The organism is Mastigocoleus testarum BC008 (assembly GCF_001456025.1).
Classification (GTDB): domain Bacteria; phylum Cyanobacteriota; class Cyanobacteriia; order Cyanobacteriales; family Nostocaceae; genus Mastigocoleus; species Mastigocoleus testarum.
The window spans coordinates 37,544-64,520 of the sequence record NZ_LMTZ01000103.1 but is presented as its reverse complement, the minus strand read 5'-3'; the positions used below and the strand labels follow the sequence as shown (position 1 = coordinate 64,520).

The following is a 26,977-nucleotide window of genomic DNA, read 5'->3' as shown; positions in this document are numbered from 1 at the left end:
CGAACAAAAATAGCAACGGCTAATTAATGATGAAAATCAAGATAAAAGTTGACTAAAAATAGTTAAAGACGGGACAGTGTGTGTGAGGTAGCAATTGGAAGTAGAAACGAAATACGGAAGCTAGCTATCGCCAGGAACTATTTCGCCATCTTCGAGAAAAGTAATATTGTCTGCGAAAGCTTTAATCCGTGGGTCATGGGTGACAATTACAACTGTAGTTCCTCCTTCCTTTGCTAGCTGACACAACAATTCAATTACAGCTTGTCCGTTATAAGAATCTAAAGCCGCAGTCGGTTCGTCAGCCATAATAATCTGGGGATTACCAGCCAGAGCCCTTGCGATCGCTACTCTTTGTTTTTGTCCCCCTGACAAATCGCGGGGAAGTAATTGTGCTTTAGATGCCAAACCGACCTGGGAAAGTAACTCCAAAGATTGTTGGCGGGCTATTTTTCCTTTTATACCTTTGATATTAAGAGCTAATTCTACATTTTCTGCAGCGGTTAAAGCGGGGAATAAATTAAAACCTTGAAAAATAAAACCTATATGATCGCGACGGAATCTAGATAATTGCTTGCGGGACATTTTTGTAATTTCTTTGTCCAACAAATGCACTCTGCCATTAGTTGGTGTTAGGATACCGGCTAAAATTGATAACAGAGTGGTTTTCCCAGAACCAGATGGCCCCATCAATAATTGAATTACACCTTTAGATATTTGTAAGTCAATTCCTTTGAGAGCGACAAAGCGCTCTTTACCGGATTGATAAGTCATTCCTATCCCTTCGGCAAAGATGCCACAGGATTTCTCTGGATAAATGTTAATTGGGTTAGGTCTGGACCAGCCGTTAATTATAGAATTCCCAATAAATTCAAATTGTTTGGAAATAGTCATTCCTTTTAATTGAGGATATTGATATTTAGTACTCAGGTGCTAATTAGTAATACAAATTCATTTAGTTATAAATCTTCTGTATAATATAAAGATTAGATGAGCATAATATGAGTCCTGGCTGAGATAACATTAAGACAATACCAGACCAGAGATTTTAAATAACGTCTTAAAATTAAATTACGCTTTAAAAACAATAGCCGGATCCACGTGACTAACTTTCTGAATTGCAAACAGTGCTGAACCCACGCACATCAGAACGGTAACCCCAAAAACGCCAACAGCAGTGAGCGGCGTGATTAAAATTACAATACCTTGAGTGGCTAAAGTCCAGTTTCCTAGCCCCCAACAAAGCAGCATACCCGGAACATATCCGATGACTGCCATCCACAACGATTGTTCGACAATTACTCCATAGATTACCCTATTTGACGCCCCCATAGCCTTAAGGGTTCCAAATTCTTTAATGTGATCGGATACAGAAGAATAAAGGATTTGACCTACAATAGCCACACCAACTATCATACCCACTACTGCGCCTAAACCTAAAATAAATCCAATTCCAGTACGTTTTTGCCAGTAATCGCGTATTTTTTGAGACAATTCCTCGCGAGTATAAGCACGAGTGTCAGGTGAGGCTGCTTCTAAATCTTGTTTCAGTTTTTGCAGGTCTTGTCCGGGCTTTGCCTTAATTAAAATAAAAGATACAGGAGTATTAAGGCTTATAGGTTGAGGCTCAGGAACTGAAGAGCTATTTGTGTCCTGGGAATCTTTTGCCCTTTCATAAACGTTGGTACACTTAAACTCCCCTGATACCAATTTACAATCTACTCTGGAAGAAACACGACTATTGTTGTAGGCATTGACCGTTTTTAAGGAAGCGAACAAAAATGCGCTAGAAAGTACAGATTGAGTATCTTGAGCAATTCCAACTAAATTTGCTGGTAATGAACCAATTTCCCCCTGATCGCCAAGTTTCTTCATTCGTAAAGATCTTAAATCGCTACGATCGACAAGAATGGTATAGGGTTTTTGTAAAGCACTTACACTACCCTTCTGAACCGCTCCTGGAACAAATAATTGCCCTTGAGGGTCGAATCCCCACAACTTGACCACAGTTAACTGACCTTTAGGGACTTGCCATCTTGATACTCCTGTCATCAATGCTTCAGCACGGGAGACACCATTTACCTTTCTAGACCTGACAACATGGTCAAACAAAATAGATTCTGTAAGCTCCAAATGCACCATCCGCTTTGATGACACCCAAATATCAGCGCGAGAATTATCAACTAACAGTGACGTTGAGCGAATGACACCATTGAATATACCTGTTTGAATTGTGACAAGACTAACAGCAAACATAATACCTGCTTGCGCCACTAAAAAGCGAGGTATGTCTTCAAACAAATTTTTACGGGCAATAGAAACCATTTAAAAATGCCATTAGAAAAACAAATAAAAGGAATAAGAAAAACTGTATAAAATTTTGTTTTGCTTCATTTTTATACCAATGTATTAATGTTTTTAAATTACTCTGATATGGCACAGGAGCACCCATTACTGTAATGAGTTTTAATTAATTTAGCAAATAGCTATAAACTCCCTGAATATTCTAGACAACAAATTAGTGTGAGGATTGAATGACGAACTTATTTCTATCAATAATTACTGCAGTAACAAAAGTTACTAAAGCAAATTTCGTTACTAAAACTCGTCAAGTTGAGGCTGTCCAGGAGGAATTTTTGCTTTCGTTACTAAAAGCTTATCAAAATACAGAATTTGCAAAAAAATACAAACTTCAAGAAATTAAAAATGTCGAACAGTTTCGCAACCTTATACCGATATTAGCTTACAGCAGTTATGAACCTTTTGTTGAACGAATTACCAAAGGTGAAAACAATATTCTCACACCCGACCCGGTAGTTCACCTCAATCGTAGTAGTGGTTCTACTGGGAAGCAAAAGTTAATCCCCGTAACCAAGCGATCGCGTCAAATTTTAAATCGAATTAACCAAGTAGCCACAGGATTTTCAGCTGAAGCGATTCATAAACGCGGAAATTCAATGGGTGAAATGCTGATGACAACTTCAACGTTAATTAGCGGACGTACAAGTAGTGGAATTCCCTACGGGACTTCCAGTAGTGGTGTTTTGCATTTGAATCTATTTACTAAATGTATTTACAAGCAACTTTTTGCCCAACCCCCTGAAGCTCTAGAAGTCTTAGATCCAGTATCCCGTAACTATATTTGTTTGTTATTCGCTCTCCAAAATCCGAATTTGAAAATTATTGGAGCCACCTTTCCTGTTCTTGCACTACAACTAGCCAACGATCTTGAATTGTATTCTCAAGAGTTAATTCACAATCTTAAAAATGGAGAATTAGCTCCTTGGCTCAAGATCAAACCTGAATTGCGTCATACAATAGAAAAGCAATTTTTCCCTAATTCCAAGCGAGCCACTCAACTCCAAGAAATTCTTCGCAGTGAAGGTAAACTTACTCCTTTGTTAGCGTGGCAAAATCTTGCTGTTGTTGCTACAGCTCGTGGTGGAACATCGGATTTTTATTTTGAAAAATTTCCAGCCTATTTTGGTGATACTCCCATATTTGGGGGAATTTATGCTTCATCTGAAGCAACTTTTGGTGCTTGTTACGATCTAAATACTGACGGAGCCATTTTAGCTATTGACAGCGGTTTTTTTGAGTTTATTCCCCAAGAAGAATGGGATGCAGAACAACCAAAAACACTTTTGGCGACCGAAGTTAAGGCTGGGGGATACTATCGAATTTTGGTCACTAACTATAACGGATTGTATCGCTACGATATCGGTGATGTAGTTGAAGTGGTGGGTTTTTACGAACAAGCTCCCATAATCGTTTTCCGTCACCGCGTAGGTGGGTTATTATCTGCTACCAGTGAAAAAACAAGCGAATTTCATGTAATTCAGGCGGTTAAGAAAATTCAAGAAGAATTTAACTCACCCCTGGAAAATTTTTGTGTCACCCTTTCCGAAAATGAATTTCCACCTCGCTACTTGTTAAACGTAGAATTACCCTCTGGTTCTTCAATACCTTCTCCAGAGGAGTTTTTGGCAAAATTCGACAGCGCTTTACAGCAACTAAATGTTTCCTATGAAGAGAAACGACAACATGAAGTATTACCATCACCCAGTTTGCGAATTTTGGCTAGTGGTAGTTTTAGCACGGTTCGACAGCGACTGTTAGATAAGGGGATACCCGAATCCCATTTGAAATTCCCCCATATTAGTGAAGATAGACAACTCCTTGCAGGATTAGCAATCGAGCGCGAAGTCAAGTTATCAGGCAAACACTAGTAAAAATATAGTAATTTTTAAGACTTTTTTATCATCCTTGGTTTAATAATGGGGGTGAAATTCCCATTTGATTTAAACCCCAAATACTAACTACTCTTAATTTCAAATATTTATGCTCAAGTATTAAATATAACTAAAAAATACAAATTTCCTATCCACAGCTAGATTCTCTGATCGCAAATGGAGAAAATAATCGAACTGAAATCAAAACCAATATTCCCCTTAATTCGTAACTAGGATTAGCAAACAAGTAAAGACTTATGCAACAATCGCTCGAAGAAAATAATTCATTATCAAAAAACTATTGTTTCCACGAAGTTGTGCGAATCGATAAAACTTCCCTAACTCCAGAGAAATTTTTCCAAGAATATCAAAAAAATGGCACTCCAGTTGTTGTGACTGGATTACTTGATTCTATGCCTGTTTGGGATTTAGACTTTCTCTGTGAGAAATTAGGAGACCGAAAATATCCCGTTCGTTTCAACGGTTGGGAAAGGTATAAAAAAGAAAAAAATCAGTGGGATAACATCGGCAGTGGCGTTGAGTCTCGCAGTATGCCATTTCGTGAATATGCGCAAATGGTACGCAGTGAAGAGGCTTACAACAAAGATATTTATTTAGGTAGATGTGCTCTCAAAAATACACCCCTTGAAGATACACCCATACTTCGGCAAGCAGAAGCAGCCATGGGTTTGAAAATGCCGGCGACTAGTCCTAATCTCTGGGTTTGTCCCGATACCCATGTTACCCCCCTGCACTACGATCCGATGGATGGGACTTTAGTACAATTGTATGGTTCAAAGCGGCTGGTGTTATTTCCACCTTCTCAAACTTACAACCTCTACCCACTATCATTATTTAATTATTTGCGTTATGGCTTGAAGCTGCGGGCTAATTACTCTCAGGTTTACCCCGAACGTCCCGATCTAGTAAAATTCCCTAGATTTGAGCAAGCACTTGCTCATCGTTACGAAGTTGTTCTCAATCCAGGTGAAATTCTCTTTATCCCTTGTGGATGGTGGCATGAGGTAACATCTCTAGGCGATGGTGTTGTTTGTTCCATTAATCGCTTCTGGCATATTTTTCCCCTATTCCGAGCGATGACTACTTGGAACAAATGGCGGTTGCATTCTGGTGTTTTAATGGCTGCACCTCATATTGCAAGTGCTTGGTTAGCTGCGATCGCCAGTAAAGACAGAGAACAAAAATTGCGTCATTTGATACAAAGGCTATAGTTTATTTGTAATTTTAAGTTTTAAGTTTTAAGTTTCAAGTTTCAAGTTTCAAGTTTTAGATATCTTAAATTTGCTAAATATGAAGGGTTTGTTGGACATAACTGTCAAAAATCTAGAGAAATTAGTCACCAAGGATTCATGGTTAGAAAACTTGGTCGCCAAAAATTCTTTGGTGGGAGATTCAATATTTTTCAACGTGGAACAGTTTCCTTGGGCCAAGGAATTAGAAGCTAACTCGGGGATAATTCGCCAAGAACTAAAACAAGTTTTGGAACGGGTAGACGACCTACCAAATTTTCAGGATATTTCCAAACGTCAATCCCGCATCGCCAATGACAACCGTTGGAAAACCTATTTTTTCTATGCTTTTGGTTTTAAAGCCACCAAAAATTGCGATCGCTGTCCAGAAACCACAAAATTACTCGAAAAAATACCGGGCATGAAGGTAGCATTTTTCTCTATTCTTGCTCCCGGAAAACATATTCCCAGACATCGCGGCAAACACAAAGGTGTAATTCGCTATCATTTGGGATTAATTGTTCCCCAACCCAAGGAAAATTGTCGAATTCAGGTTGAAGACCAAGTCAGATATTGGGAAGAAGGTAAAAGTTTGATTTTCGACGATACTTTTTACCACGAGGTCTGGAATGATACTGATGGTTACCGTGTAGTCTTATTTCTAGATATTGTTCGTCCTTTAAAGTTTCCTTTATCCTTAGTTAATTGGTTGGGAAATAAACTCATAACGGCTTCACCAGTGATTCAAGAAGCAAAAGCTAGTCACAATGCGTGGGAAGAAAAGTTTGAGAAAAATTAGGCTTGGGAGTCAGGAGTCAGGAGTCAGGAGTCAGGAGTCAGGAGTCAGAAGTCAGGAGTCAGGAGTCAGGAATGGTAGTTATTGAATAAAACCCAAAAAATTCAAAAGTAGTGGACTAACACGCCTAAAATGATGCAATAGATTTGTCCTAAAATTTATTTCAATTAATGATTTTTGGATTTTGCTAATGCACTATTTTAGCTGTGTCAGTCCAGTAGGGTGCTGTTAGCAAAGCGTAACGCACCATTCCCAATTTTAAAATCACCAAAAATTGTCGGTTTACGTTTTTATTCCTATCAAGTAGAGAAGCGTTTTTGCTTTCGTCTGCGGCGTCTGCGCATGAATCTTGATATCACAAACCAGATAACCGCTCCAAGACTCAATATTGCGGCTAAAAGCATCCATAATTGCTTGGGTAGCAATAGATCGTAAATGATGTCATCAAGTATGGTTTTTGGAATTTGGGCGGTTGCAGGATTGATGACACCAATGTCTCCGACTATGTTCATATTAGTTTTGAGATCTGAAGTCTGCTGTTTTACTACCTCTAAAAGTTTGCGACTTCTTTCCCCGTCTAGAAGAAAAGGTTGTGCGAGGTCTTGATTCTCTCCAGCGACAGGTAAGATCTCAATTTTTTTGATTTCTTCGGGGGTTAGGGTTAACCTAGCCAAAAAGTTATCAGTCCAAATTGGATGATTATGACCAAAAATAAAATTACCTAGAGAATAAATAATAGGTTTACCGTTATATACTTCAATTCCATGGGGGTAGTGGGGATGATGACCTAATATAATATCAGCACCCGCATCAATGGATTTATGGGCTAAATGGCGAACCCAAAAAGGTGGTTTTTCTCCATTATTGAGACCCCAATGAAACGACAATATTACATAATCGACTTGCTGACGCAGCTTCTGAATATCTTCCTTAATCAAAGAGAAATCTGTTGACATTACACCAGGACGATTTGGTTGAGCGTAGCTCGAATCGCCAGAATTTTCTGACATTGTGTAAGCCAAAAAACCTAACCGCACGCCATTTTTATTGAAGATAAATGGACGCCTTGCTAAATCTAGGTTTTCACCTCCTCCAATTGCAGGTAAATTCTTTTGCGCCAAACTGTTCAAAGTATCTTTAAGACCCTCAACCCCAGCGTCAAGGGCGTGATTATTTGCAACTGACACTAAATCAATTCCCGACCACTTCAGCCCTTCAGTAAATGAAGTTGGAGCAAGAAAAGCACCTACTCTCTTAGCTTTATCTGATAGCGGACTTTCCAAGTTCGCAAAGGTCAAGTCAGCACTTTCAAGCAAAGATTTAACTTTGATAAATGGGTAACGTGCTTCTTCCTGTTTCGATTCAAATTTAAGTGGATATCGAATAATATCTCGATGAAATAAGTTCCACCTAGCCATTCGCGACCACTCAACATCTCCACCAGCAAGGAGCGTTAATTCTTGGTTGTAAGTTGGTTGAGCGAGAACAATTTGTGAATAACTGAAAAATGCGATCGCTACAATTAAAACCAATTTGATAAAAACAAATTTGATAAGGCGATCAGTTGTTTGAGGAATTTTCACTGGGACATAAGCTATTGAACAAACAAATGATATAGCACTATATTTTTAGCCCAGAAATTTTTTAATATTCCTGGTTTCCTATTCCCTGTTCCCCAAATAATATTTACTGGTTTTGTTATTACTGAATTTGTTCGAGATAAGCTATTGTCTTTTGATACCCTGCGTTATCACCTTGTTGCTGAAATAAATTAGCAGCTATTTGTAAATCATCAACAGCACTATCCTTATCTCCCAAAGCATATTCTGCTAACCCCCTATTACCATATGCATTAGCCAGATCTGGCTCAATTTTGATTGCTTGACTGAATCTTGATATTGCTTGCTTATGATTTCCTTGGTGGAAATATGCCAAACCTAAATTGTAATAACCGTCAACCGACTTTGGATCTACCTTGATAGTATTTTGAAAATCAGCGATCGCATTTTCGATTTTACCCAGTTGCGCGTAGATATTCCCCCTACCGTTATAAGCATCAGCGTGATTGGGATTAAGTTTTAAAGCTTGACTGTAGTCAGCGATCGCAGCTTGAAAATTTCCCAATTGTGATTTTGCTAATCCCCTCAAGCAAAAACCTTCATAATACCCGGGATTTAATTGTACTAACCGATCAAAATTTGCAATTGCACCTTTGAAATTACCACTTTCGAGGTTTTCCACTCCTTGGCGGTAATAATTCCGAAAGTCGAACTTTTGTAAGCTGGGTTGTGCTCCATATACCCAACCAGCACTAGGAAAGACACTTAGAATACTTAAGATTCCTGCGATCGCAAGACTTCGCTTAATATGATTCATTATTTTTGTCCTATGGGCTTTTTTGTGCGTATTATAGCTGTGTCATTTTGCAAGCTTTTCTCATCAGTTAACAGTTAACAGTTTATGGCTTGCGCCACGCACGCCCTTACGGGCTACAGTTCATGCGCAATACTTACAGTACGCTTACGCTAGACCGCGCACGCTACCTACGGTTCCGCTGACAGTTATCAGTTACTCATTACTGTCAACTGATAACTGATAACTGATAACTCCATTGCTAATACTAACGAAATGCTTTACTTTGTTTGACGCTTAAGACAGCAGTGATTAAAGATACTAAAGCGCCTACATAAAAAACATTTGTACCACCATATTTCCAAACAGGTCCTAAAAATAGCGGGGAGAGAAATTGTCCCAAATTACTTGCACCCGTACCAATAGCCAAAACACTCGAACGTACTTCCTTAGAATTGAGTTTGGATAGGGCATCGTAGAGATTAGGCATAACAATACCAAAGCCCATACCAAATATTACTGCTGTTGGTAAAATCAAGTAAAATTGCAATAAAAATGGAATTGTAATTAATGATAATCCCATGAGGGTGAATCCCAAGCCGATGGCTTTAGCACTTCCTAGTTTTTTTGCTAGGCGGCTGGCACCTGTAGCAGATATTACTGCTGCTCCAACTGCCCTAGAAGCTAAGATTGCTCCATTGAAAGCTGTACCCGCACCAATTGCAGCTTTGAAGTGTAAGGGAGCATAAACAATTACCACGTAAAAAATAGCTGATGTTAAACCTAAGGCTAAAAATAAAGTTAGAACACTAGGCTGTTTCAAACTTTGAATTAACTTTTTACTTTGGCTCATATCAACCATGGAAGATTTACGAGGTTCTTCCCGCAATACAAGGGCTGCGCTTAACGCTACTGGGAAACCTAAGCCATATATAAAAAATGCATATTGCCAATTACTCGAACCAACTAATCCTCCTAAAAGAGGAAAAATAATACTACTAATAGCTAAAGCACTTGTGGCATAACCCAAAATTTGTGTCCGTGCTTCCCCATCATACATACTACTGATAATTCCAATGCTGGCTGCTGCAACTCCACCACTAGCAGCTCCTACCAAAGCTCGGGATACCAACAAAGAATGAAAATTCTGCGCCCAAGCTCCTGACATCCCAAATATTGCATAAAAAATTAGTGATGGGATAAGCACCCGCAATTTACCAAATTTATCAGCTAAAATGCCTGAAATTGGACTAAACAGAGCTATGGTCAAACAATGCATTCCCACTAGCGTACCCGCCCATTGGGGGTCTATTTGCAGTTGTTCCCTTACTTCTGGCATGACAGGAGAAACTACGCCTCCAGTCATCGCAGTCAAGCTGCCTGCTGCCAACAATACGGATAATGTGGGAATTTGTTTGCGGAACTTTTTACCAACAGGCAACATAGACTGTAATTATAAGTTACTAAGGATTTTTTGAGATAAGACGTATTCTCAGGAGATTTAGTTTACCAGCACAGCAGATTTTTGTATGACAGATAAGAACCAGTAGTATTAAACCTTATGGTAAGAAAAGCCCCGTGGCAAGATAAGCTGAAGCCCTACTTTGTGGCAGTGTGCTGCAATTTACTTATACTTGCAGGGCAAATTTATCGCAATACGTGGTAGTTAAATAGCATAGATTATTTTGTTTTTCTTAGTAAATTCTAAGCCTTCAAATTCTAAAGCTTCAAATTCTAAAGCTTCAAATTCTAAACATCGATCTGGATACTGATATATGGGCGCTGAACTACCCGTGATTCACAACCCTCAATATAAGACTATAAACCCTTTTACTATTTAACCTTGACAGTATTTCTCCACTTGGGTTATTAATCCATGCGTTTGTTGCAAATGGTTGATAGTATTACACACCCCCAAAATTATCTACTGTTAATTGACCGTCTCAAATATTTTGAACGGCTGATAATTAGCGACTAAACCTAATTTAGAGACATTTTTTTGCTTTTATTCTAGTTATAATTACTTAAGTTTTAGCTTGAAGAGCAAAAAATATTTGTGGTTAAAATGGGTTGAAAGTTTATCAAAAGGTCAAAACTAAGATATTCTCCACAAATAGTGGGAACCTTCAGGGTCACCCAAAAGACAATTATCTCTATATGATTCTTTCCGTGTAACAATGAATTCTTGCCTAATTCCTTAGTAATTTGTAAATTTCTTATAAGATTATCGGAGAGTACTCTGGGATTGAGATTAGCTCTGTGTTGTATCTACCGCTCAAGAAAATGTGGGATGGGATGGAACTGACTACAAACTTGAAAAGCCAGACTGCTCAAAATCCTATCGGAGAAGTAAGCATCGATCCAAATTATTGGTTCCCAGTGGCTTGGAGTAACGGGTTAAAACTCTATGGGTTGATATCTGTTCAGCTTTGGAAACGAATTTGGCAAAAAAGCATTATTGATTTACAAGCATATTTTGAAAAACAAATTGGTAAACTCTATACCAAACTCCATAACTTCAATAATGCTTTTTCTCGTAAAGGTGATGAATTGAAGCAAGGTGAAATTCGAGTTCGTCATTTGGTAAATCCCAACTGCATTCGGAGATTTAGTGGGGAGAAAGTTACAACCGGCACTATCTCATTTAAAGAGGACTATCCATACGATCGCAGTTTTTTAGAAGGTATCTTGTCCCCGTTGTTGATAAAGTTATCTCTGGGACTACAAGAAATATATTCTTTCTTTCTGTTATTGTTGAAAATTCTTCTTCCTCAGTGTTTATTTCAACCAATTCAAGGACAATTTGTGCCACTGATTTGGAGTTTATTTTGTAAATTCCTATTCCAATTCTCATCTAAATCAAAATTTTCTTCCAAAAAGTTTTTTGACCTAGATGTTTACCTAGATATTGAAATGGTTGAAATCGAACAATGTACTTACTTAAAAAATTCACATAGATGCTATGTAGAAATTAATCTGCCTATCATTGCTCTACAAAGGGCGATTGTCTAATCAATATGAAAAATTTATGCAACAATCTAAACAATTATCGGATAGTACTAATGGAAATTATCAAAAATCATTTCTTCCAAAAAAGGCATTAGCCAAAAAATAATTTTGACAACCTGGCCTGCAAAGGTTAATTAAGGTTAATTGAGGAAGGTATTTTTTTCAATTCCATGAACCAATAACCAGTTGGCAATACATCAAAAGGTGAGAGGAGCAGACAGTGGAAGTCGTAGAAGAATATATGCAGAGACTGAATGAAAGCGGTCTCTATCCAGATAAGTTCATTTGTCATCACAAGCAGGGAAACATTGTTGATATTGAAAATCCAGCAAATGGTAAGAGATACAAACTTCTAACCTTTTGCACAAATGATGTTTTGGGTTTGGTTCAATCAGAATCTGTAAAACAAGCAGCAATTGATGCTATTTTGCAGTACGGGACATCTAATAGTTCTTGTTCGGTACTGAGCGGTCGCATCGACCTTCACCGCCAGCTAGAAGAAGAAATTTCGGAGTTTAAACATCTGCCTCATACCCATTTGTTTCTGAATGCTTGGATGGCAATGCAAGCCTTGATAGATGGCTTTTGTCATTTGGCAATTAACATTCCGGGTTTTCGTAATACCAGAGAAACTTTAATTCTCACAGATGTTCTTAACCACGGCTGTATAGTATCTGCTGTCGCCAATGCTGGAAATCGTTCCGGAAAGATGTTCAGCCATAGCCCCAATGTCCGAGTAAAAGCATATCGTCATTGTGATGTCAATGACCTAGCACGTAAATTACGGCGTTATGCTCAGCCTGACGATCGGATTCTGGTAGTTTCTGATGCTGTTTTCTCAATGGATGGCGATATTGCCCCATTACCAGAAATGCTTAATGTTTTAGAAAACTACCCGGGTAGTGTCATAGTCATGGATGAAGCCCATGCAAGTGGTGCAATTGGCTTAAAGGGAGGGGGTATATACGACCACTTTGGAATTTCGCCTTCTCAAGTTTTGGATCGGGGTATGGTTCCTTTAATCATGACCACATTCTCCAAATTTGCAGCATCTGCGGGTGCGGCAATCAGTAGTCATTCCCGTGAAATGATTGACTTATTGGATGTTTGCCCTACTTCTATCGGTACAATTTCTTTACCTGCGCCAACAACGGCTGCAGCGCTTGAGAGTATCCGTCAAGTGCGTCAGAATCCCCAACTTGTAGCAACACTACAGGCTAATACCCGTTATTTGCGCTCCCGTCTGGAAGAGGAAGGTTTCGCTGCAATTGGCGAAACAAATGTAATTCCTGTTGTTTTACCGGCAGAACTCAATCCAAAGGTCTTTGCCAATAGTTTGATGGAAAATTACGGTATTTGGGTTTCACCAATTTGGTTTATAGCTAAACCTCGTCTCCGGATTACTGCTAACGCTCTCCATACCAAAGAAGATATGGATCGTTTGGTAGAAGCAATGGTGACAGTACGAGATGAATTGTATAAACCTACTACTGTTGCTACAGCCTAGGTTTCACAGTAATTAGGATTGGAACTTTTGCCTAATCGTAGAGACGTAAAGCGCCCAGATTTTTCCCTAGCTTAACAGTGTTTACTTTAGTGTGCGGTCTTAACGCAGCTTTTCGTAACAAAGTGGCGCGTTTCTCAGGGTTAGTATTGATATTCTCTGGGTCGCGCTACTAAAAATATCCGTCTAACGGGTATATCTTAATTACGATTTTGTGCTTATTGTGATTTTACGGTCATATCGGTGCTGCAGGTTTCTACGTATATTAAGGCTATTTAAGGGATGAATTATTTAAGTTATTGTCCAATTAGTATTGTGCAATTAGTGTAAAAATTTTATCCTGACTAATCCTAATTACTCAAAATACTTAATTTCATATATGTTGACTCAAACAAGAAATTTTCAGGTTAAAGCAGTTAGCAGTGACAAAGATCGGGAAATATTTTTGGATGTCCCACATATAGTTTATAAAAATGACGCCAATTGGGTTCCGCCTTTCCGGAGTAGCATTGCTAAACAACTAGCCTCAGAAAATGCCTTTCGACAACATGGAGAATTACAACAATTTATTGCCCTTTCGGAAACGGGAAAACCTTTAGGAAGAATTGTTGCTGCGATCAATCATAGGCTGATTGAAAGTGAGGGCAAAACTATTGGTATTTTTGGTTACTTCGAATGTATTGAAGATTTTGAAGTTGCCCAAGCGTTATTAGAAGCTGCATGTCAATGGTTGCGCGAACACAATATGGAATCTGTGCGGGGTCCAATCGATTTATCTACCCATAATAGGTGTTTATTTCAGGTGGATAGATTTGATTTACCGCCAATGATTATGACACCTTACAACCCGTCCTACTATCCTGAGTTTATTGAAAAGGCTGGTTGGGAAAAAGGTAATGATGCCTATATTTATAATTTTCCTTTGGATAAACCTTTAGATCCAAAATTTGAAAAAGCTTATCGAATTGCTTGTAAATCAGGAATTACTTTTCGCCCCCTCCGCACTAAGGGTGAAGAATTTGAGCAAGATTGCCAGAATATGTATAACCTGATGAGTAAAGCTTTTGCCAAAAACTATAGTTACATTTATCGCACTCAGGAAGAATTTATGGCACAAGCCAGGGAATTGCAACAAATGGCAGATCCTGATGTTTTTCCCATTGCGGAACATAACGGCGAAATGATTGGTTTTTGGATGGGTTTACCCGATTACAATATTGTTTTAAAACACCTTAACGGCAAGTTTGACTGGTGGGGAATGATTAAATTCCTCTGGTATCGTCGCCAGATTGACCAGGGAGTGGTACCTGTGATTGTTTCTTTACCTGAATACCGTCGTAAAATGGTGCCTTTAGCCTTAATTTACCTCGGCATGCAAGGAGGAATAAAAAAAGGTAAGCCTTATAAAAGAGCTGAATTGGGTTGGGTGTGGGAAACTAATTCACCTTCGCGCAAACTGATAGAAGCATCTGGCGGTAAAATTTATAAGACTTATCGAATGTATGAGAAAGCTTTGTAGTTAAAGCTTTGTAGTTAAAGCTTTGTAGTTAAAGCCTTTTAACTAAAGTATTGTAATTAATTAAAGCATTGTGATTTTATGAAAGCTTTGGTGACGGGTGCAAATGGTTTCACCGGTTCTCATTTAGTTAAAGCCCTCCAAAAACGCGGCGATCAAGTTGTTGGTTTAGTCCGTAAATCTAGTAATTTAGCCCGTCTCGAGGATACTAAAGTACAGTTGGTATATGGCGATATTACCGATCGCAATGCTTTGCACCAAGCAATGCAGGAAGTAGATACAGTTTTCCATACTGCTGCATACGTGGAACTGGGTTTAGTGGACGAGCAACAAATGGAACGGGTGAATGTTGATGGTACCCAAGCTGTTTTAGAAATTGCGAAAGAAACAGGTGTTTCCAAAATAGTTTACTGTAGCACCATTGGTGTTTATGGTGATACCCAAGGGAAAGTTGTCAATGAGACCTTCTCTCGCACGCAAGAAAATTTTTCTTCAGCTTATGATCGCACCAAATTCCAAGCACAAAAGTTGGTAGATAAATTTGCTGCTGATGGCTTACCTATTGTTAGCATCATGCCCTCCGGTATTTTAGGTGTAGATGACCCCCATTTTGGCCCAGTATTCAAATTATTTTTAAAAGGTTGGTTGAAACTGTGGTTAGGGGGCGATCGCATGACTGGTATCGTCCATGTTGACGATCTAGTTAATGCCATGATTTTGGCTGCAGAGCGTGGTCAATCGGGGGAACATTACATCATTTCTGCTGGCGATCTGCCCACTCGGGAAATGTTTGAGATAATTTCCCAAGAAACTGGTATTAATATTCCTACGGAAGTTCCCCAACCTATAGTTCGTTTTGCAGCGAATTTACTTGACCCTATTGGTAAATTACTTAATTGGAATCCTCCCATTGGTCGAGAAAGAATACATTATTTATACGAACGTTGCGTACGAGTAGATGCAACAAAGGCACGAAAAGAATTAGGCTGGAAACATCAGCCAGTAAATGAAATTTTAAAAGAAATCGTCAAACAACTACAAACTAGTAATTGAGTTTTAAATTTGAGTTTCAAACTAAAGTATTAAATTTGAGTTTTAAATTTAATACCTCTTGCCATTTGTTACGATTGTCAGGAAAAACAGAGAGTTAGGAAAAATATGAATCCTTTTTTACTAAGCTCATTCAGAGTAATTATTTGTTTTGCGATCGCATTTATTTTGGCAAGTTTGGTAGAATACTGGCTACATCGCCTAATGCATGTTTCACGTCGGATTGGCGAACGCCACCGCGACCACCATCGTCGTAACGAAGGACAGGGAGTGGTATGGGAGTTTCGCGATTATATCCGGGGTAGTTTTATTGTTATGTGTTTGATGTTTTTCTACTCCGTAGATGCTGGTACCGGCTGGTTTTTAGGTGCATTAACTTATGCTGCTTTTTCAGCCTATGCACACCAACTACAACATGAAAACCCAACCAAGTGTTTTTGGATGAAAATGCCAGTTCACTACGTACATCATAAATATGGGATGTGGGAACATAATTTCGGGTTGGCTGTAGATTGGTGGGACCACATATTTGGTACCTATAAATCCGTTGAGTGGCTAACAGAAAAAGAATTAAACCAGCCAGAAAGAGGTTATTTACAACTGAAATGGTGGTAATTACCTCTGTAATCTTTAATTTCAATATAAGGTTAAATTAAATATATTTCCCTCAAATACCCGATTTCTTAACGAAATCGGGTTTGTTAGTTTATAACTGTTAGAGTAATTTTTAATTTGCATTACAAACGTTAAAAACAGTCACTTTGTAATAATTAGATATTTCTTCTATTTTTGAGTTTAATACTATATTGAATATAGAGAAAAATAGTATTATTAATTACTATTCTTAAAATATTAAATTAGAATTTAAATATTCAAACAATAAATCCTGAAATTTTCCAATTCACACGAACGATTTAATATAGTTAGAAATAGATATGATTTGAAAATACTTTACTAAATACCAAGATAATTTAAATATTTCCTACCTCTTTATCAGAGATTTGAGAATTAATTTATGGCTAATTAGGGATAAAATATCAAATCAAATCCAAATTAAAATTACTATTAAAACTTTTATATTAGTAGTAATTATGCGCAAACAAATATAAATTTTTAACTAACAAAATAACCATAATTATTATGGGATACCATATAAGTCTATAAATGTATCATACCAATAACATAACTATGCCTTTTGGTTAGTTAAAATAGAGTAAATAAAATTGATAATTCATCAATCAAGTAATCGCGTACGTGTTTAAATTCATTTTTTGATTTCATTATTGAAATAAATTTGAGGTAATAAATCTATTGCATAAGTAATTAAAACTATTTTTTGGAATCATATAGTGATAATTACAAATATTTAAAAATAATTATTTTAACTTATATCTGACAATAAATTAAATCTAATATTGAGATAAAAAGTATTTTCAGATATTTTCTTCGTAATAAAAATAGATTTTTGGTAAAAGTTATAAGTATTACTTTTTTCGACTAGCTACACTCAATTAACTAACTAGAGTTAATACATTTAATTTTTTTTGAAACGCATCTATATTCCGAAAATCAGTACAAAAATCGATTATTCCTGAACAAGATAATTCAAAAATAGTAATGATATTTTATTCACCCAAGTAAATTCTTACTGAAAGGTAAAAACCGATTGCAAACGAAATTTAGACTTCAGTAAAAGTTACTTTTATCACCTAGGAGTAAATAGCTTATGTTGGCAAGAAGTTGCGCTTTACAATATGGCTAATTGTAAATCTCGACTTAATCAAGTTAACAAAGTAATTGAGTATTTTATTCAATTACTTCAACTTGCTTCCCAAGCAAGTAATCGGTTGATGGAAATTTTAGGTATTGGGGAACAGAAAAATAAATATCGACATTTAGGACAATACGAACAAGCTCGGGACTTCCTTCAAAAACAGCTAGAAATTGGCTGTGAGATGAATGACCTAAATTATCAACAAAGTGCTCTAACTTCCTTAGGAAACTTGTATCAGCTGATTGGTGACTACCAAAAAGCATTAGAATTTGAGCAACAAGCACTTTTGATTGCTCGCAAACTTAAAGATATTCAAGCAGAAGCAAATTCTCTTGCAAATCTAGGTGGTATTTACTTTCAGTTAGGTGAATATCAAGAGACAATCAAACTATGTAATCAATCTTTATTCATTGCTCAAAACATCAATCATCGATTACTTTCACTCATGAGTCTTGACCGCATAGGTCAAGCATACAAGGAAATTGAAGAATACGAGAAAGCAACCAATTTTTTCGAGTCAGGATTGAAAATTTCTCACGATATTGGCGAAATGAAAATCAGAAGTGCTATCTTGCAAGGCTTAAGTGATGTATATTATAAAACCAATGACTTAGAAAAAGCGATCGAATATAACATCCAATCATTGGATGTTAGCCACCTTATTGGGAATATTTTTGGAGAAGCTGCAGCATTATTTCGAATTGCTAACATATATAAACATCTGAGCATTTATACCAAAGCACTGAAATATTATAAAGATGCTCTACGGATTTTTCAGAAAATAGAAGCTAAAGATGGACAACAAAAAACACTATTCAATATGGGTTGCACTTACTACCAACAAAAAGAATATTCTTCAGCGCTAAAGTCCTTACAAGCCGCATTATTTTTTGCACAAGATATAAATAATACTTTTGCACAAGCAGGAACTAGCTTTCTTTTAGCTGCGACCTGTGACCAGTTAAATTATTATCCAGAAGCTAAATCTTATTATTTCGAAGCTAAGGAAATTTACAATCGGTTAAACAATAGTAGTCACATGGAAGAAATAGCAGAGCAATTAAATATAGTTTTACCATTTGAGGAGACCACTAACATAAAAAAGGGGGATAATCCCCCTTTTCCAAGTATTTAATCATCCAAAGCAATGTTACAATAAGATACTTTTTTGCTAACTTCTTGCCAACAAATATGTAGGTTTTTGTAAATTGACTACTTTTAATTAAGCTTCAGATACTGATGAAACTTCTTCTGTCTCTTTATCCGTCTCTTTCTCTGTTTCGGCGACTGGTTCAGCAGAATCTTCTGTTGGGCTAATGGCATCTACTGCCGTCTCAACAGCATCTGTTACTGCTTCAACAGCGTTTGCTACTGTTTCAGCTACATTTGATACTACTGTTTCAACTACATTTGATTCACTAGCTTCTTCAGCTGATTCGCTAGCTTCTTCAGCTTCAGTTGCTGTAGGAACTTCTGGTTCTKCAGTTGCTGTAGGAACTTCTGGTTCTTCAGTTGCTGTAGGAACTTCTGGTTCTTCAGTTGCTGTAGGAACTTCTGGTTCTTCAGTTGCTGATGGTACTTCTTCTAGTTCTTCTGCTGCAGTTGCTTCTGCCGAGTCGGTGCTTTCAAGTGTTAAACCTTGTTGTTTAGCTAGCATCTGCTCTCTGTACTTAGCAGCCATCTCTTCTGCTTTATCAAACACCACATCCCGGTTCTTGATCATGTCACCAGGTTCTGGCTCCAATTGCTTGGTAGACAGAGAAATTCGACCTCTTTCTGCATCCAAGTCAATAATCATGACTTTCAGTTCATCATTAACGTTGAATACGCTGTGAGGTGTATCGATATGCTCGTGGGAGATCTCCGAAATGTGCAACAGACCACTTACACCACCAATATCAATAAACGCACCGTAGGGCTTAATACCGCGAACAGTACCAATTACTACTTCGCCTACCTCTAAACGGTTCATCTTACGCTCAACCAGCGCTCGGCGGTGGGAAAGAACTAGGCGGTTGCGCTCTTCGTCTACCTCCAAAAATTTCAGTGGCAATTCTTCACCAACCAAATCTTCTTTCGGCTTACGAGTGCTAATATGGGAGCCAGGAATAAAACCACGCAATCCTTCAATTCTTACCAACGCACCACCGCGATTAGTCGCAAATACGCCAGAACGGACTGTGGCATCTTCCGCTTGTAATTGACGAACTCTCTCCCACGCTCGCATGTATTCAATACGGCGGATAGAAAGTGTCAACTGACCATCTTCATTTTCGTCGGTCAGAATAAAGAATTCTCGTGTTTCGTTTGACTGTAGTACTTCTTCCGGGTTATCCACCCGGTTGATAGACATTTCTTGTATAGGTATAAATGCTGCTGTCTTGGCTCCTATGTCAATCAGAGCGCCCCGAGGCTCTATACTAAATACTGTACCTGGAACGATATCACCTGGACTGAAATGATAATCGTATTTATCAAGTAAAGCTGCAAATTCCTCGTGAGTGAATCCTATATCTGTCACAGTTGTTTTCTGATTGACATTTACCATGCTTGCTGTTTCCTAGGTTTATTCTCCGTAAAATTTTGCCTCCTAGCTGATGTATATGCAAGCGCCATTTTGGGGCAGTCTACACCTACATCCTATTTCATCCTAGCGTAGAAAAGCTAATATCTACAGGTATCGACTTACAGATATTAAATTATATCAGATATAAATATAATTCAATCAAAATGTTCATTCTCATTTCTCATTATTGATAGAGAAGAAGAGGATATTCATAGCTATGGGGTTAAAATTCACATCTTGAGTTAATCAAACAACTCCTCAGATAATACCTAAATTATTAACAAAAATTAATATTTCGCAATAAGCATTTTGCAATAACCCCACTCTCCTAAGCCCCATCACGCTTAAAGTCCGTTATGTGGTTTGGTGAGACGGCTAAATTTGAATTTAGCAAAACCTTGAATTTACTTGTTCGAATAGCTTGTGAATAAAAATCAAAGAAGCTGCCAATACCGATATTGGTAATAGCAGCATCTTCAGTTCGCTATATTTTATTCGCTACATATTGATATTAAATCCAAATATATTCGCGAAGAATTCTGGCAACAAGAATTTGACAGGAAATATCTAATCTTCTTTTTCAACGCGGGGTGGCTCGCGAAACGCGATCGCAAAGAACAGAATTCCTAGAGATACTGCCAAAATAAAAACGTATGCAATTGCTTCCATATCACAAGCTCCTATCTATCTAGCCTGCTGTTAATTATTGTACCAAAGTACTGTGAGGGAATATTTGAAGAAACTGGGGATCGAGTATTAGATTTTGGCTCGCAGTTAAAAATCTACTTCCCGATTTCTATTATCCAATCCCCAATTTCAAGAAAAATCTTCTAAACAATTATTAACATTTTGTTACATAAAGTTTAGAGAAAGTTTAGAGAGCTTCCTTCCGGCGAGTAGATTTGTCACCCACTTTCTGGAATAGACCCCATTCCACTTGCTCTTCGAGATCCGCATCAACGCCGGCGAATACATCTCTGTAAATGGTTCTAGAACCATGCCAGATATGACCGAAGAAGAACAACAGTGCAAATACTGCGTGCCCAAAGGTAAACCAACCCCTGGGGCTACTGCGGAATACACCGTCAGAATTTAAGGTTTCTCTGTCGAAGTCAAAGACTTCTCCACCTTGTGCTTTACGCGCCCACTTCTTCACTTCAGCAGGATCGGTGAAGGTTTGTCCGTTAAAATCGCCACCGTAGAAGCTAACGGTAACACCAGTTTGTTCAAAGCTGTATTGAGATTCCGCACGTCGGAAAGGAATATCAGCGCGAACAATTCCATCGGAGTCAGTCAGAACTACAGGGAAGGTTTCAAAGAAGTTAGGTAGACGACGAACAGTTAACTCTCTACCTTCGCCATCTGTGAATACTGCATGACCAGCCCATGATTGAGCAATACCATCACCCTGAACCATGGGACCAACGCGGAATAAACCACCTTTTGCGGGGCTATTACCAACATAGTCATAGAAAGCAAGTTTTTCAGGAATTTCTGACCAAGCTTCAGAAAGCGATGCGCCATCAGCAACACTTGCTTGAACGCGACGGTCAATTTCCTGTTTAAAATAACCTTGATCCCATTGATAACGGGTAGGACCAAATAATTCAATTGGACTGGTTGCGCTACCGTACCACATGGTTCCGGCAACTACAAATGCTGCAAAGAAAACAGCCGCGATACTGCTTGATAACACAGTTTCAATGTTACCCATTCTTAAGGCTCGATACAGCCTTTCAGGTGGTCTAACTGATAAATGGAATAAACCAGCAATAATACCAACAACACCAGCAGCGATGTGGTGAGCGACGATTCCCCCAGGATTATATGGGTTAAAACCCTCCGGTCCCCACTCTGGCGCTACTCCTTGGATGTGTCCCGTTATGCCGTAAGCATCGGAAACCCACATTCCTGGACCCCAAAGTCCGGTGAGGTGGAATGCACCAAAACCGAAGCAAAGTAAGCCAGACAAGAATAAGTGAATGCCAAACATTTTTGGCAAGTCAAGAGCGGGTTCGCCAGTCCGAGGATCGGTAAATAATTCCAAATCCCAGTAAACCCAGTGCCAAACAGCAGCTAGGAATAATAAACCAGAAAGAACGATATGGGCTGCTGCAACGCCTTCAAAAGACCAGAACCCAGGGTCGTTTCCAACTGCGCCGGTAACATCCCAACCGCCCCAAGAACCTGTAACCCCTAAACGTGCCATGAAGGGTAGCACGAACATGCCTTGACGCCACATTGGGTTAAGTACTGGGTCGCTGGGGTCAAAAATTGCTAGTTCGTAAAGAGCCATCGAACCAGCCCAGCCTGCTACCAATGCTGTATGCATTAGGTGCACAGAAATAAGTCGCCCCGGATCGTTCAGAACGACTGTATGTACTCGGTACCAAGGTAGTCCCATCGACTACGCCCCTCCTAGAAGAGTTAATTTTTGCAAAAATGAGTTTTTAGTGTTTTTATTGCTACTTTTTTGCTGAGATTGCTGCTTTGCCTAATTTTTATAAACATCACAGTGATTTTGTTAAACCCTTAACAGTACTAGGTTATAGCCTCAGTAGAGTTGGATTAACATTCACCAGCAAAAATGAGAATGTTTTAAAAAGTGTAACTATTCGTGGAGCTGTTTGCAAGCGTGTAAATATTTGCCTTGACCTGTTGGGTGGGTGTTGGCGACTGGGGATTGGGGATTGGGGATTGGGGATAGCACTGCGTGCCGCCGCAAGCGGCATATGGGGACTGGGTATTAGGTATTGGATTGGTAACTATAAGTAAAAAACTATGTTTATAGATTGAGTATTTAAATACTTGTAGAGACGTAGCAATGCTACGTCCCTATATTTTGGAACCTGAAAATATATTTGACTCAAGCGAAAAACTGTATCTATATTTACATAGTCCTCAGCCATTAGTCCCTATATGCCGTAAGGTGGCACGCAGTGCTATCCCTGGTTATCAGTCCTTTTTTAATTCACGACTGACTGAATATTTTGTAAAAGACATCTAGTTTCAGCAGAAGCCAGGCGATCAATTACTTGTTCGGCACTCATAAGCCTTTTGAGAACTACTTGACCTATTTTTTGTCCAGAACCATTTTTACTTGGGGGTAGTATTGGCATGACTTCCACCATGACAATAGTATCTTCTACCCTATGAAGCCAAAGAACTTCATTTTTTTCTTCCAGAGATACATCAATGCGTTGAATTTCGGGTTGGCGTCGCCATGCGGTTGTTTGCCATAATCCTTCAGCAGCCCATACTCTGCCGACTTTCCAGCCCTCGGTTAAAAAGAAATACTTCACGAGCTTTTCACTCTCTACGTTAGATTTTCAATTTGCCGTTCGTAATTTAAGGACAATCTCGGAGTTTAATGTATAAATAAAATCATCTTTATCCATTAATCTATCGGAGATAAAAGTTTTAGGCAATTCAAATATATACCCTATCTCGGTGAAGTTAGGTCGTGAAAAAAAGTTAATAAATATGTCGGAATATAGAGAAGAAATTGAAGCTATCTTTGGTAATGATTGATTTGCTTGACTTCACTTAAACTTTTTCAATCATTAAGGAATATTATTGTATGGATTTAAATTCAATATTGTAGCGGGTTTGTCATTTTTTGATTTCTTACATAAGAGTATTTTATTAACATACTAAATTGGGAAAACGTGGTTGTAAGGATAGGTTCTAATAGCAAATTTTCAATTTCAATATATCTTTTCTATAGATTATGTTCTTAAATTTCAATTGCTTTTTTAAGTCGTGTTTTAAGTATTAGAGTTTTTGTATTTCTTTTAACTTTTATTGATACTTTTTTACGCAGAGCTAAATGATTGGCTAGAGATTTCTAAATTGCAATAACTAATCTATAGCGTTCAGTCAAACATATAGTAAAATAACTCACCACTGAATTCAATCATCCCACTGCTATGTACTGGTTTCCTTTGTCTAGAAAAAGTTGGGGTCGGCTTAAACCATTATTTTCTCTGTTTTGTGCGTGTTTAATTTTACTAAGTAGCTGTGCTAGTAATCCCCAAACGGTAGCCCAATCATCCAATCGTATTACCATCGGGACAACAGGCAAACCACGTACTCTCGATCCAGCTGACGCTTACGAATTATCTTCAATTTCCTTGATTTCCAATATGAGCGATCGCTTATACGCTTACGAACCTGGAGATCCAGAAGTTAAGCCAGATTTAGCAACTGCGTTACCAAAAGTTAGTGAAGATGGTTTGACTTATACTATTCCCATTCGCAAGGGGGTTGTTTTCCATGATGGAACCTCTTTTAATGCTGAAGCTATGGCTTTTAGTATCAAACGTTTTATTCAGAACAAAGGTAAACCCTCATTTTTATTAGGTGATGTTGTTAAATCAGTGGAAGCAACAGGGGAGTATGAATTAACAATTCAGCTCAAAAATCAGTTTGCAGCATTTCCAGCTTTGTTAGCTTTCCCTGGAGTTTGTGCGCTTTCCCCCGAAGCTTACAAAATTGGCGAAGGTCAATTTAACCCGAATAATTTTGTCGGTACGGGAGCTTACAAGTTAGCTCGGTATGGAAGCGATTTGATTCGTTTTGATGTATTTGATCGATATTGGGGTAAAAAACCGAAAAATCAAGGTGTTAACGTCCAAATCCTCAGTAGTGGGGTTAACTTATATAATGCTTTCCGCAAACAAGCAGTGGATATAGCATATTTAACCTTGGATCCCGACCAAGTTCGCAGTTTGCAACAAAGCGCCAAAAAAGGTAAGTGGGATGTGATACCCAACGAAGGTAATGTTATCAGTTTTTGGTCTCTTAACCGCAATCAACCACCTTTAGATCGAATTGAGGTGAGACAGGCGATCGCTGCAATGGTCAATCGGGAGGTACTTTCCGAACGGGTACTTTACGGACAAGCAGATCCCCTCTACAGTTTAATCCCAACTGGTTTTGATGTTTACAAACCAGTATTTCAAGAGAGATATGGCGATGCAAATACTGATAAAGCCAAAGAACTACTCAAACAAGCTGGTTTTACTAAAGATAAGCCAGCTGTTGTGGAAATTTGGTATCCTTCAGGCTCCGCACCCCGTCAATTAACCGCAATGGTACTTAAAGCCCTGGCGAAAAAAACTATGGGTGGATTATTAGAGTTTGATATTAATACTGTAGAAGGTACCACCTTCTTTAAAAATAATGGTCAAGGTTTATATCCAACAACTTTAGTGAGTTGGTATCCTGACTTTTTAGATCCAGATAACTACACTCAACCATTTCTAGCTTGTCAGAAAGGAACCCCAGAAAAGGGATGTGAAGATGGTGGTAGTCAAACCCAAGGTTCTTTTTATTATAGCGATCGCATTAATAAATTGATTGAACAAGAACGGAAAACACAAGATCCTGTCAAGCGCAAACAAATTTTTGCCGAAATTCAAGAACAAGTTGCTCGGGATGTTCCATATATTCCTTTGTGGCAAAACCAAGATAATATATTTGCTCAAAAAAATGTCAAAGGTGCGTTGTTAGACCCGACGCAAAATTTGATATACAAAAACTTGGAAAAATAGTTTTGAGTTTTCAGTTATCAGTTAACAGTTATCAGTTAACAGTTACAACTTACTCAACTAATACCCAATAACATAAGTTGCTAATCACAATTTGATGAAATTTATATTCTGCTCACTTCTTGGGAAGGATCCCCCTAACCCCATTGGAAAGGAATTTAGAAAATTGAACTGTTTTGCTTAACTAGCACTTGAGTTGATACCCAATCCCTAATCCCCAGTCCCCAATCCCTAATCGCCAATCCCCAACAAACATGTCTCGTTCTAAAGCTTTAGGATATTACATTACTTCTCGGTTGTTGTTAGCACCACTCCAGCTAATAACCATTGTGACTATTGTTTTTTTGCTACTCAGAGCTACACCGGGAGATCCGGTTGATGCAATCCTGGGTGGACGTGCTCCAGAAGCTGCTAAACAAGCGTTACGCGAACAGTTAAATTTAAATTTGCCTTTGCCATTACAGTATCTTGAATATGTCAAAAGTCTACTGAGTTTCGATTTAGGAAAATCCATTAGTAGCAGCGGACAACCTGTTTGGGACATTATTTGGCAATATTTTCCTGCAACCGCTGAATTAGCAGTATTTGCAATTTCTATTTCTTTACTTATTGGTATCAGTGTTGGTGTATTTGCTGCTTCTCGTCCCGGTACATCTCTTGACTTAAGCGGTAGATTATTCGGTATTATCACTTATGCTTTGCCCATGTTTTGGGCGGGAATGATGCTGCAATTAGTTTTTGCAGTTGGTTTGGAATGGTTTCCCTTTGGAACTCGTTTTCCGGCTTCCCTTGCTACACCGGATAGAATTACTGGCTTATATACCATTGATAGTCTTTTGCAGGGTAACCTGACACAGTTTTTTACAGCAGTTCAGTATTTAATTCTCCCTAGCTTTACTTTGGGATTACTCCTCAGTGGTATTTTTGAGCGAATTGTCCGGGTTAACTTAAAGCAAACCATGCAAGCCGATTATGTGGAAGCTGCAAGGGCTAGGGGTATCCCCGAACGAAAAATTTTAATTTCCCACGCTTTGAAGAATGCTTTAATTCCCGTAATTACTGTTTTGGGTTTGACCTTTGCATCTTTGCTGGGTGGAGCAGTATTAACAGAAGTAACATTTTCTTGGCCGGGATTAGCAAATCGTTTATTTGAAAGTATCGCCGAACGGGATTATCCTACGGTTCAAGGAATAATGGTATTTTTTGGGGCGATTGTTGTGGGAGCGAGTATTTTAATTGATATTTTGAATGCTTATGTAGATCCGCGCATTCGGTATTAGAAATTTTCAATAAAAAATATACCAATTGTTAGGGCGCACATCGGTGCGCCCCTACCAAAAAGAAATAATGACATGAAAAAATATAGTAAATCGTAGGGT

Annotated in this window: 20 protein-coding genes and 1 pseudogene; 12 read left to right on the top strand and 9 right to left on the bottom strand. The window is 38.3% G+C overall.

What is annotated here, in order from left to right:
• Nucleotides 1-120: 120 nt before the first annotated feature.
• Both BC008_RS24280 and BC008_RS24275 read right to left on the bottom strand, forming a co-directional pair.
• The gene (locus BC008_RS24280; protein WP_027842865.1) at nt 121-891 is read right to left on the bottom strand and encodes an ABC transporter ATP-binding protein; all 771 of its coding nucleotides are present in this window, start codon (nt 889-891) and stop codon (nt 121-123) included.
• A 177-nt stretch (nt 892-1,068) separates the two neighbouring features.
• A complete protein-coding gene (locus BC008_RS24275) occupies nt 1,069-2,322 on the bottom strand; it encodes an FtsX-like permease family protein (protein ID WP_027842864.1) in 1,254 nt (417 codons plus the stop codon).
• A gap of 209 nt (nt 2,323-2,531) precedes the next feature.
• On the opposite strand from BC008_RS24275, the gene BC008_RS24270 reads away from it, so the two are divergent.
• The 3 genes from BC008_RS24270 (at nt 2,532) to BC008_RS24260 (ending at nt 6,278) form a co-directional block, all read left to right on the top strand.
• Nucleotides 2,532-4,226: a GH3 auxin-responsive promoter family protein gene (locus BC008_RS24270; protein WP_027842863.1), complete on the top strand. Its 1,695-nt coding sequence runs from the start codon at nt 2,532-2,534 to the stop codon at nt 4,224-4,226.
• 260 nt (nt 4,227-4,486) lie between these two features.
• On the top strand, nt 4,487-5,461 hold the full coding sequence (locus BC008_RS24265) for a cupin-like domain-containing protein (RefSeq protein ID WP_027842862.1): 975 nt from the start codon (nt 4,487-4,489) through the stop codon (nt 5,459-5,461).
• 79 nt (nt 5,462-5,540) lie between these two features.
• Nucleotides 5,541-6,278 (top strand): aspartyl/asparaginyl beta-hydroxylase domain-containing protein, encoded by a 738-nt coding sequence (locus tag BC008_RS24260; RefSeq protein WP_027842861.1) that lies wholly within the window; start codon nt 5,541-5,543, stop codon nt 6,276-6,278.
• A 296-nt stretch (nt 6,279-6,574) separates the two neighbouring features.
• Here BC008_RS24260 and BC008_RS24255 read toward each other — a convergent pair whose 3' ends face one another.
• The 3 genes from BC008_RS24255 to BC008_RS24245 form a co-directional block, all read right to left on the bottom strand.
• A complete protein-coding gene (locus BC008_RS24255; RefSeq protein WP_058183948.1) occupies nt 6,575-7,858 on the bottom strand; it encodes a CapA family protein in 1,284 nt (427 codons plus the stop codon).
• Between the two features lie 118 nt (nt 7,859-7,976).
• Complete coding sequence (locus BC008_RS24250) at nt 7,977-8,651, bottom strand: tetratricopeptide repeat protein (RefSeq protein ID WP_027844998.1); 675 nt, start codon at nt 8,649-8,651, stop codon at nt 7,977-7,979.
• Between the two features lie 244 nt (nt 8,652-8,895).
• A complete protein-coding gene (locus BC008_RS24245; RefSeq protein ID WP_027844999.1) occupies nt 8,896-10,071 on the bottom strand; it encodes an MFS transporter in 1,176 nt (391 codons plus the stop codon).
• Between the two features lie 815 nt (nt 10,072-10,886).
• Here BC008_RS24245 and BC008_RS24240 point away from each other — a divergent pair.
• The 6 genes from BC008_RS24240 (at nt 10,887) to BC008_RS24215 (ending at nt 18,615) form a co-directional block, all read left to right on the top strand.
• Nucleotides 10,887-11,639, top strand: coding sequence for a hypothetical protein (locus BC008_RS24240; protein WP_027845000.1), 753 nt, complete (start codon nt 10,887-10,889; stop codon nt 11,637-11,639).
• A 217-nt stretch (nt 11,640-11,856) separates the two neighbouring features.
• Nucleotides 11,857-13,143: an aminotransferase class I/II-fold pyridoxal phosphate-dependent enzyme gene (locus BC008_RS24235; RefSeq protein WP_027845001.1), complete on the top strand. Its 1,287-nt coding sequence runs from the start codon at nt 11,857-11,859 to the stop codon at nt 13,141-13,143.
• A gap of 376 nt (nt 13,144-13,519) precedes the next feature.
• The gene (locus BC008_RS24230) at nt 13,520-14,659 is read left to right on the top strand and encodes a hypothetical protein (RefSeq protein WP_027845002.1); all 1,140 of its coding nucleotides are present in this window, start codon (nt 13,520-13,522) and stop codon (nt 14,657-14,659) included.
• A 78-nt stretch (nt 14,660-14,737) separates the two neighbouring features.
• Nucleotides 14,738-15,709 (top strand): NAD-dependent epimerase/dehydratase family protein, encoded by a 972-nt coding sequence (locus tag BC008_RS24225; protein WP_027845003.1) that lies wholly within the window; start codon nt 14,738-14,740, stop codon nt 15,707-15,709.
• Nucleotides 15,710-15,814: 105 nt separating this feature from the next.
• A complete protein-coding gene (locus tag BC008_RS24220) occupies nt 15,815-16,321 on the top strand; it encodes a sterol desaturase family protein (protein ID WP_027845004.1) in 507 nt (168 codons plus the stop codon).
• A 1,139-nt stretch (nt 16,322-17,460) separates the two neighbouring features.
• Nucleotides 17,461-18,615, top strand: coding sequence for a tetratricopeptide repeat protein (locus BC008_RS24215; protein ID WP_058183947.1), 1,155 nt, complete (start codon nt 17,461-17,463; stop codon nt 18,613-18,615).
• A gap of 294 nt (nt 18,616-18,909) precedes the next feature.
• On the opposite strand, the pseudogene BC008_RS24210 reads toward BC008_RS24215, so the two are convergent.
• The 3 genes and pseudogenes from BC008_RS24210 to psbB form a co-directional block, all read right to left on the bottom strand.
• Nucleotides 18,910-20,028, bottom strand: a pseudogene (locus BC008_RS24210) (30S ribosomal protein S1); the annotation flags it as partial.
• Nucleotides 20,029-20,613: 585 nt separating this feature from the next.
• Nucleotides 20,614-20,715, bottom strand: coding sequence for a photosystem II reaction center protein T (locus BC008_RS24205; RefSeq protein ID WP_058183945.1), 102 nt, complete (start codon nt 20,713-20,715; stop codon nt 20,614-20,616).
• 205 nt (nt 20,716-20,920) lie between these two features.
• Complete coding sequence (gene psbB / locus BC008_RS24200) at nt 20,921-22,450, bottom strand: photosystem II chlorophyll-binding protein CP47 (protein WP_027842832.1); 1,530 nt, start codon at nt 22,448-22,450, stop codon at nt 20,921-20,923.
• Nucleotides 22,451-22,536: 86 nt separating this feature from the next.
• Here psbB and BC008_RS50730 point away from each other — a divergent pair, with 86 nt between their 5' ends.
• Nucleotides 22,537-22,821 (top strand): hypothetical protein, encoded by a 285-nt coding sequence (locus BC008_RS50730; protein ID WP_058183944.1) that lies wholly within the window; start codon nt 22,537-22,539, stop codon nt 22,819-22,821.
• A 191-nt stretch (nt 22,822-23,012) separates the two neighbouring features.
• On the opposite strand, the gene BC008_RS24190 is transcribed toward BC008_RS50730, so the two are convergent.
• Nucleotides 23,013-23,348: a hypothetical protein gene (locus BC008_RS24190; RefSeq protein ID WP_027842833.1), complete on the bottom strand. Its 336-nt coding sequence runs from the start codon at nt 23,346-23,348 to the stop codon at nt 23,013-23,015.
• Nucleotides 23,349-23,975: 627 nt separating this feature from the next.
• On the opposite strand from BC008_RS24190, the gene BC008_RS24185 reads away from it, so the two are divergent.
• Both BC008_RS24185 and BC008_RS24180 read left to right on the top strand, forming a co-directional pair.
• Nucleotides 23,976-25,601: an ABC transporter substrate-binding protein gene (locus tag BC008_RS24185; RefSeq protein ID WP_027842834.1), complete on the top strand. Its 1,626-nt coding sequence runs from the start codon at nt 23,976-23,978 to the stop codon at nt 25,599-25,601.
• Nucleotides 25,602-25,852: 251 nt separating this feature from the next.
• Entirely contained in the window at nt 25,853-26,878 is a 1,026-nt protein-coding gene (locus BC008_RS24180; protein ID WP_027842835.1) for an ABC transporter permease, read from the top strand.
• Nucleotides 26,879-26,977 lie beyond the last annotated feature (99 nt).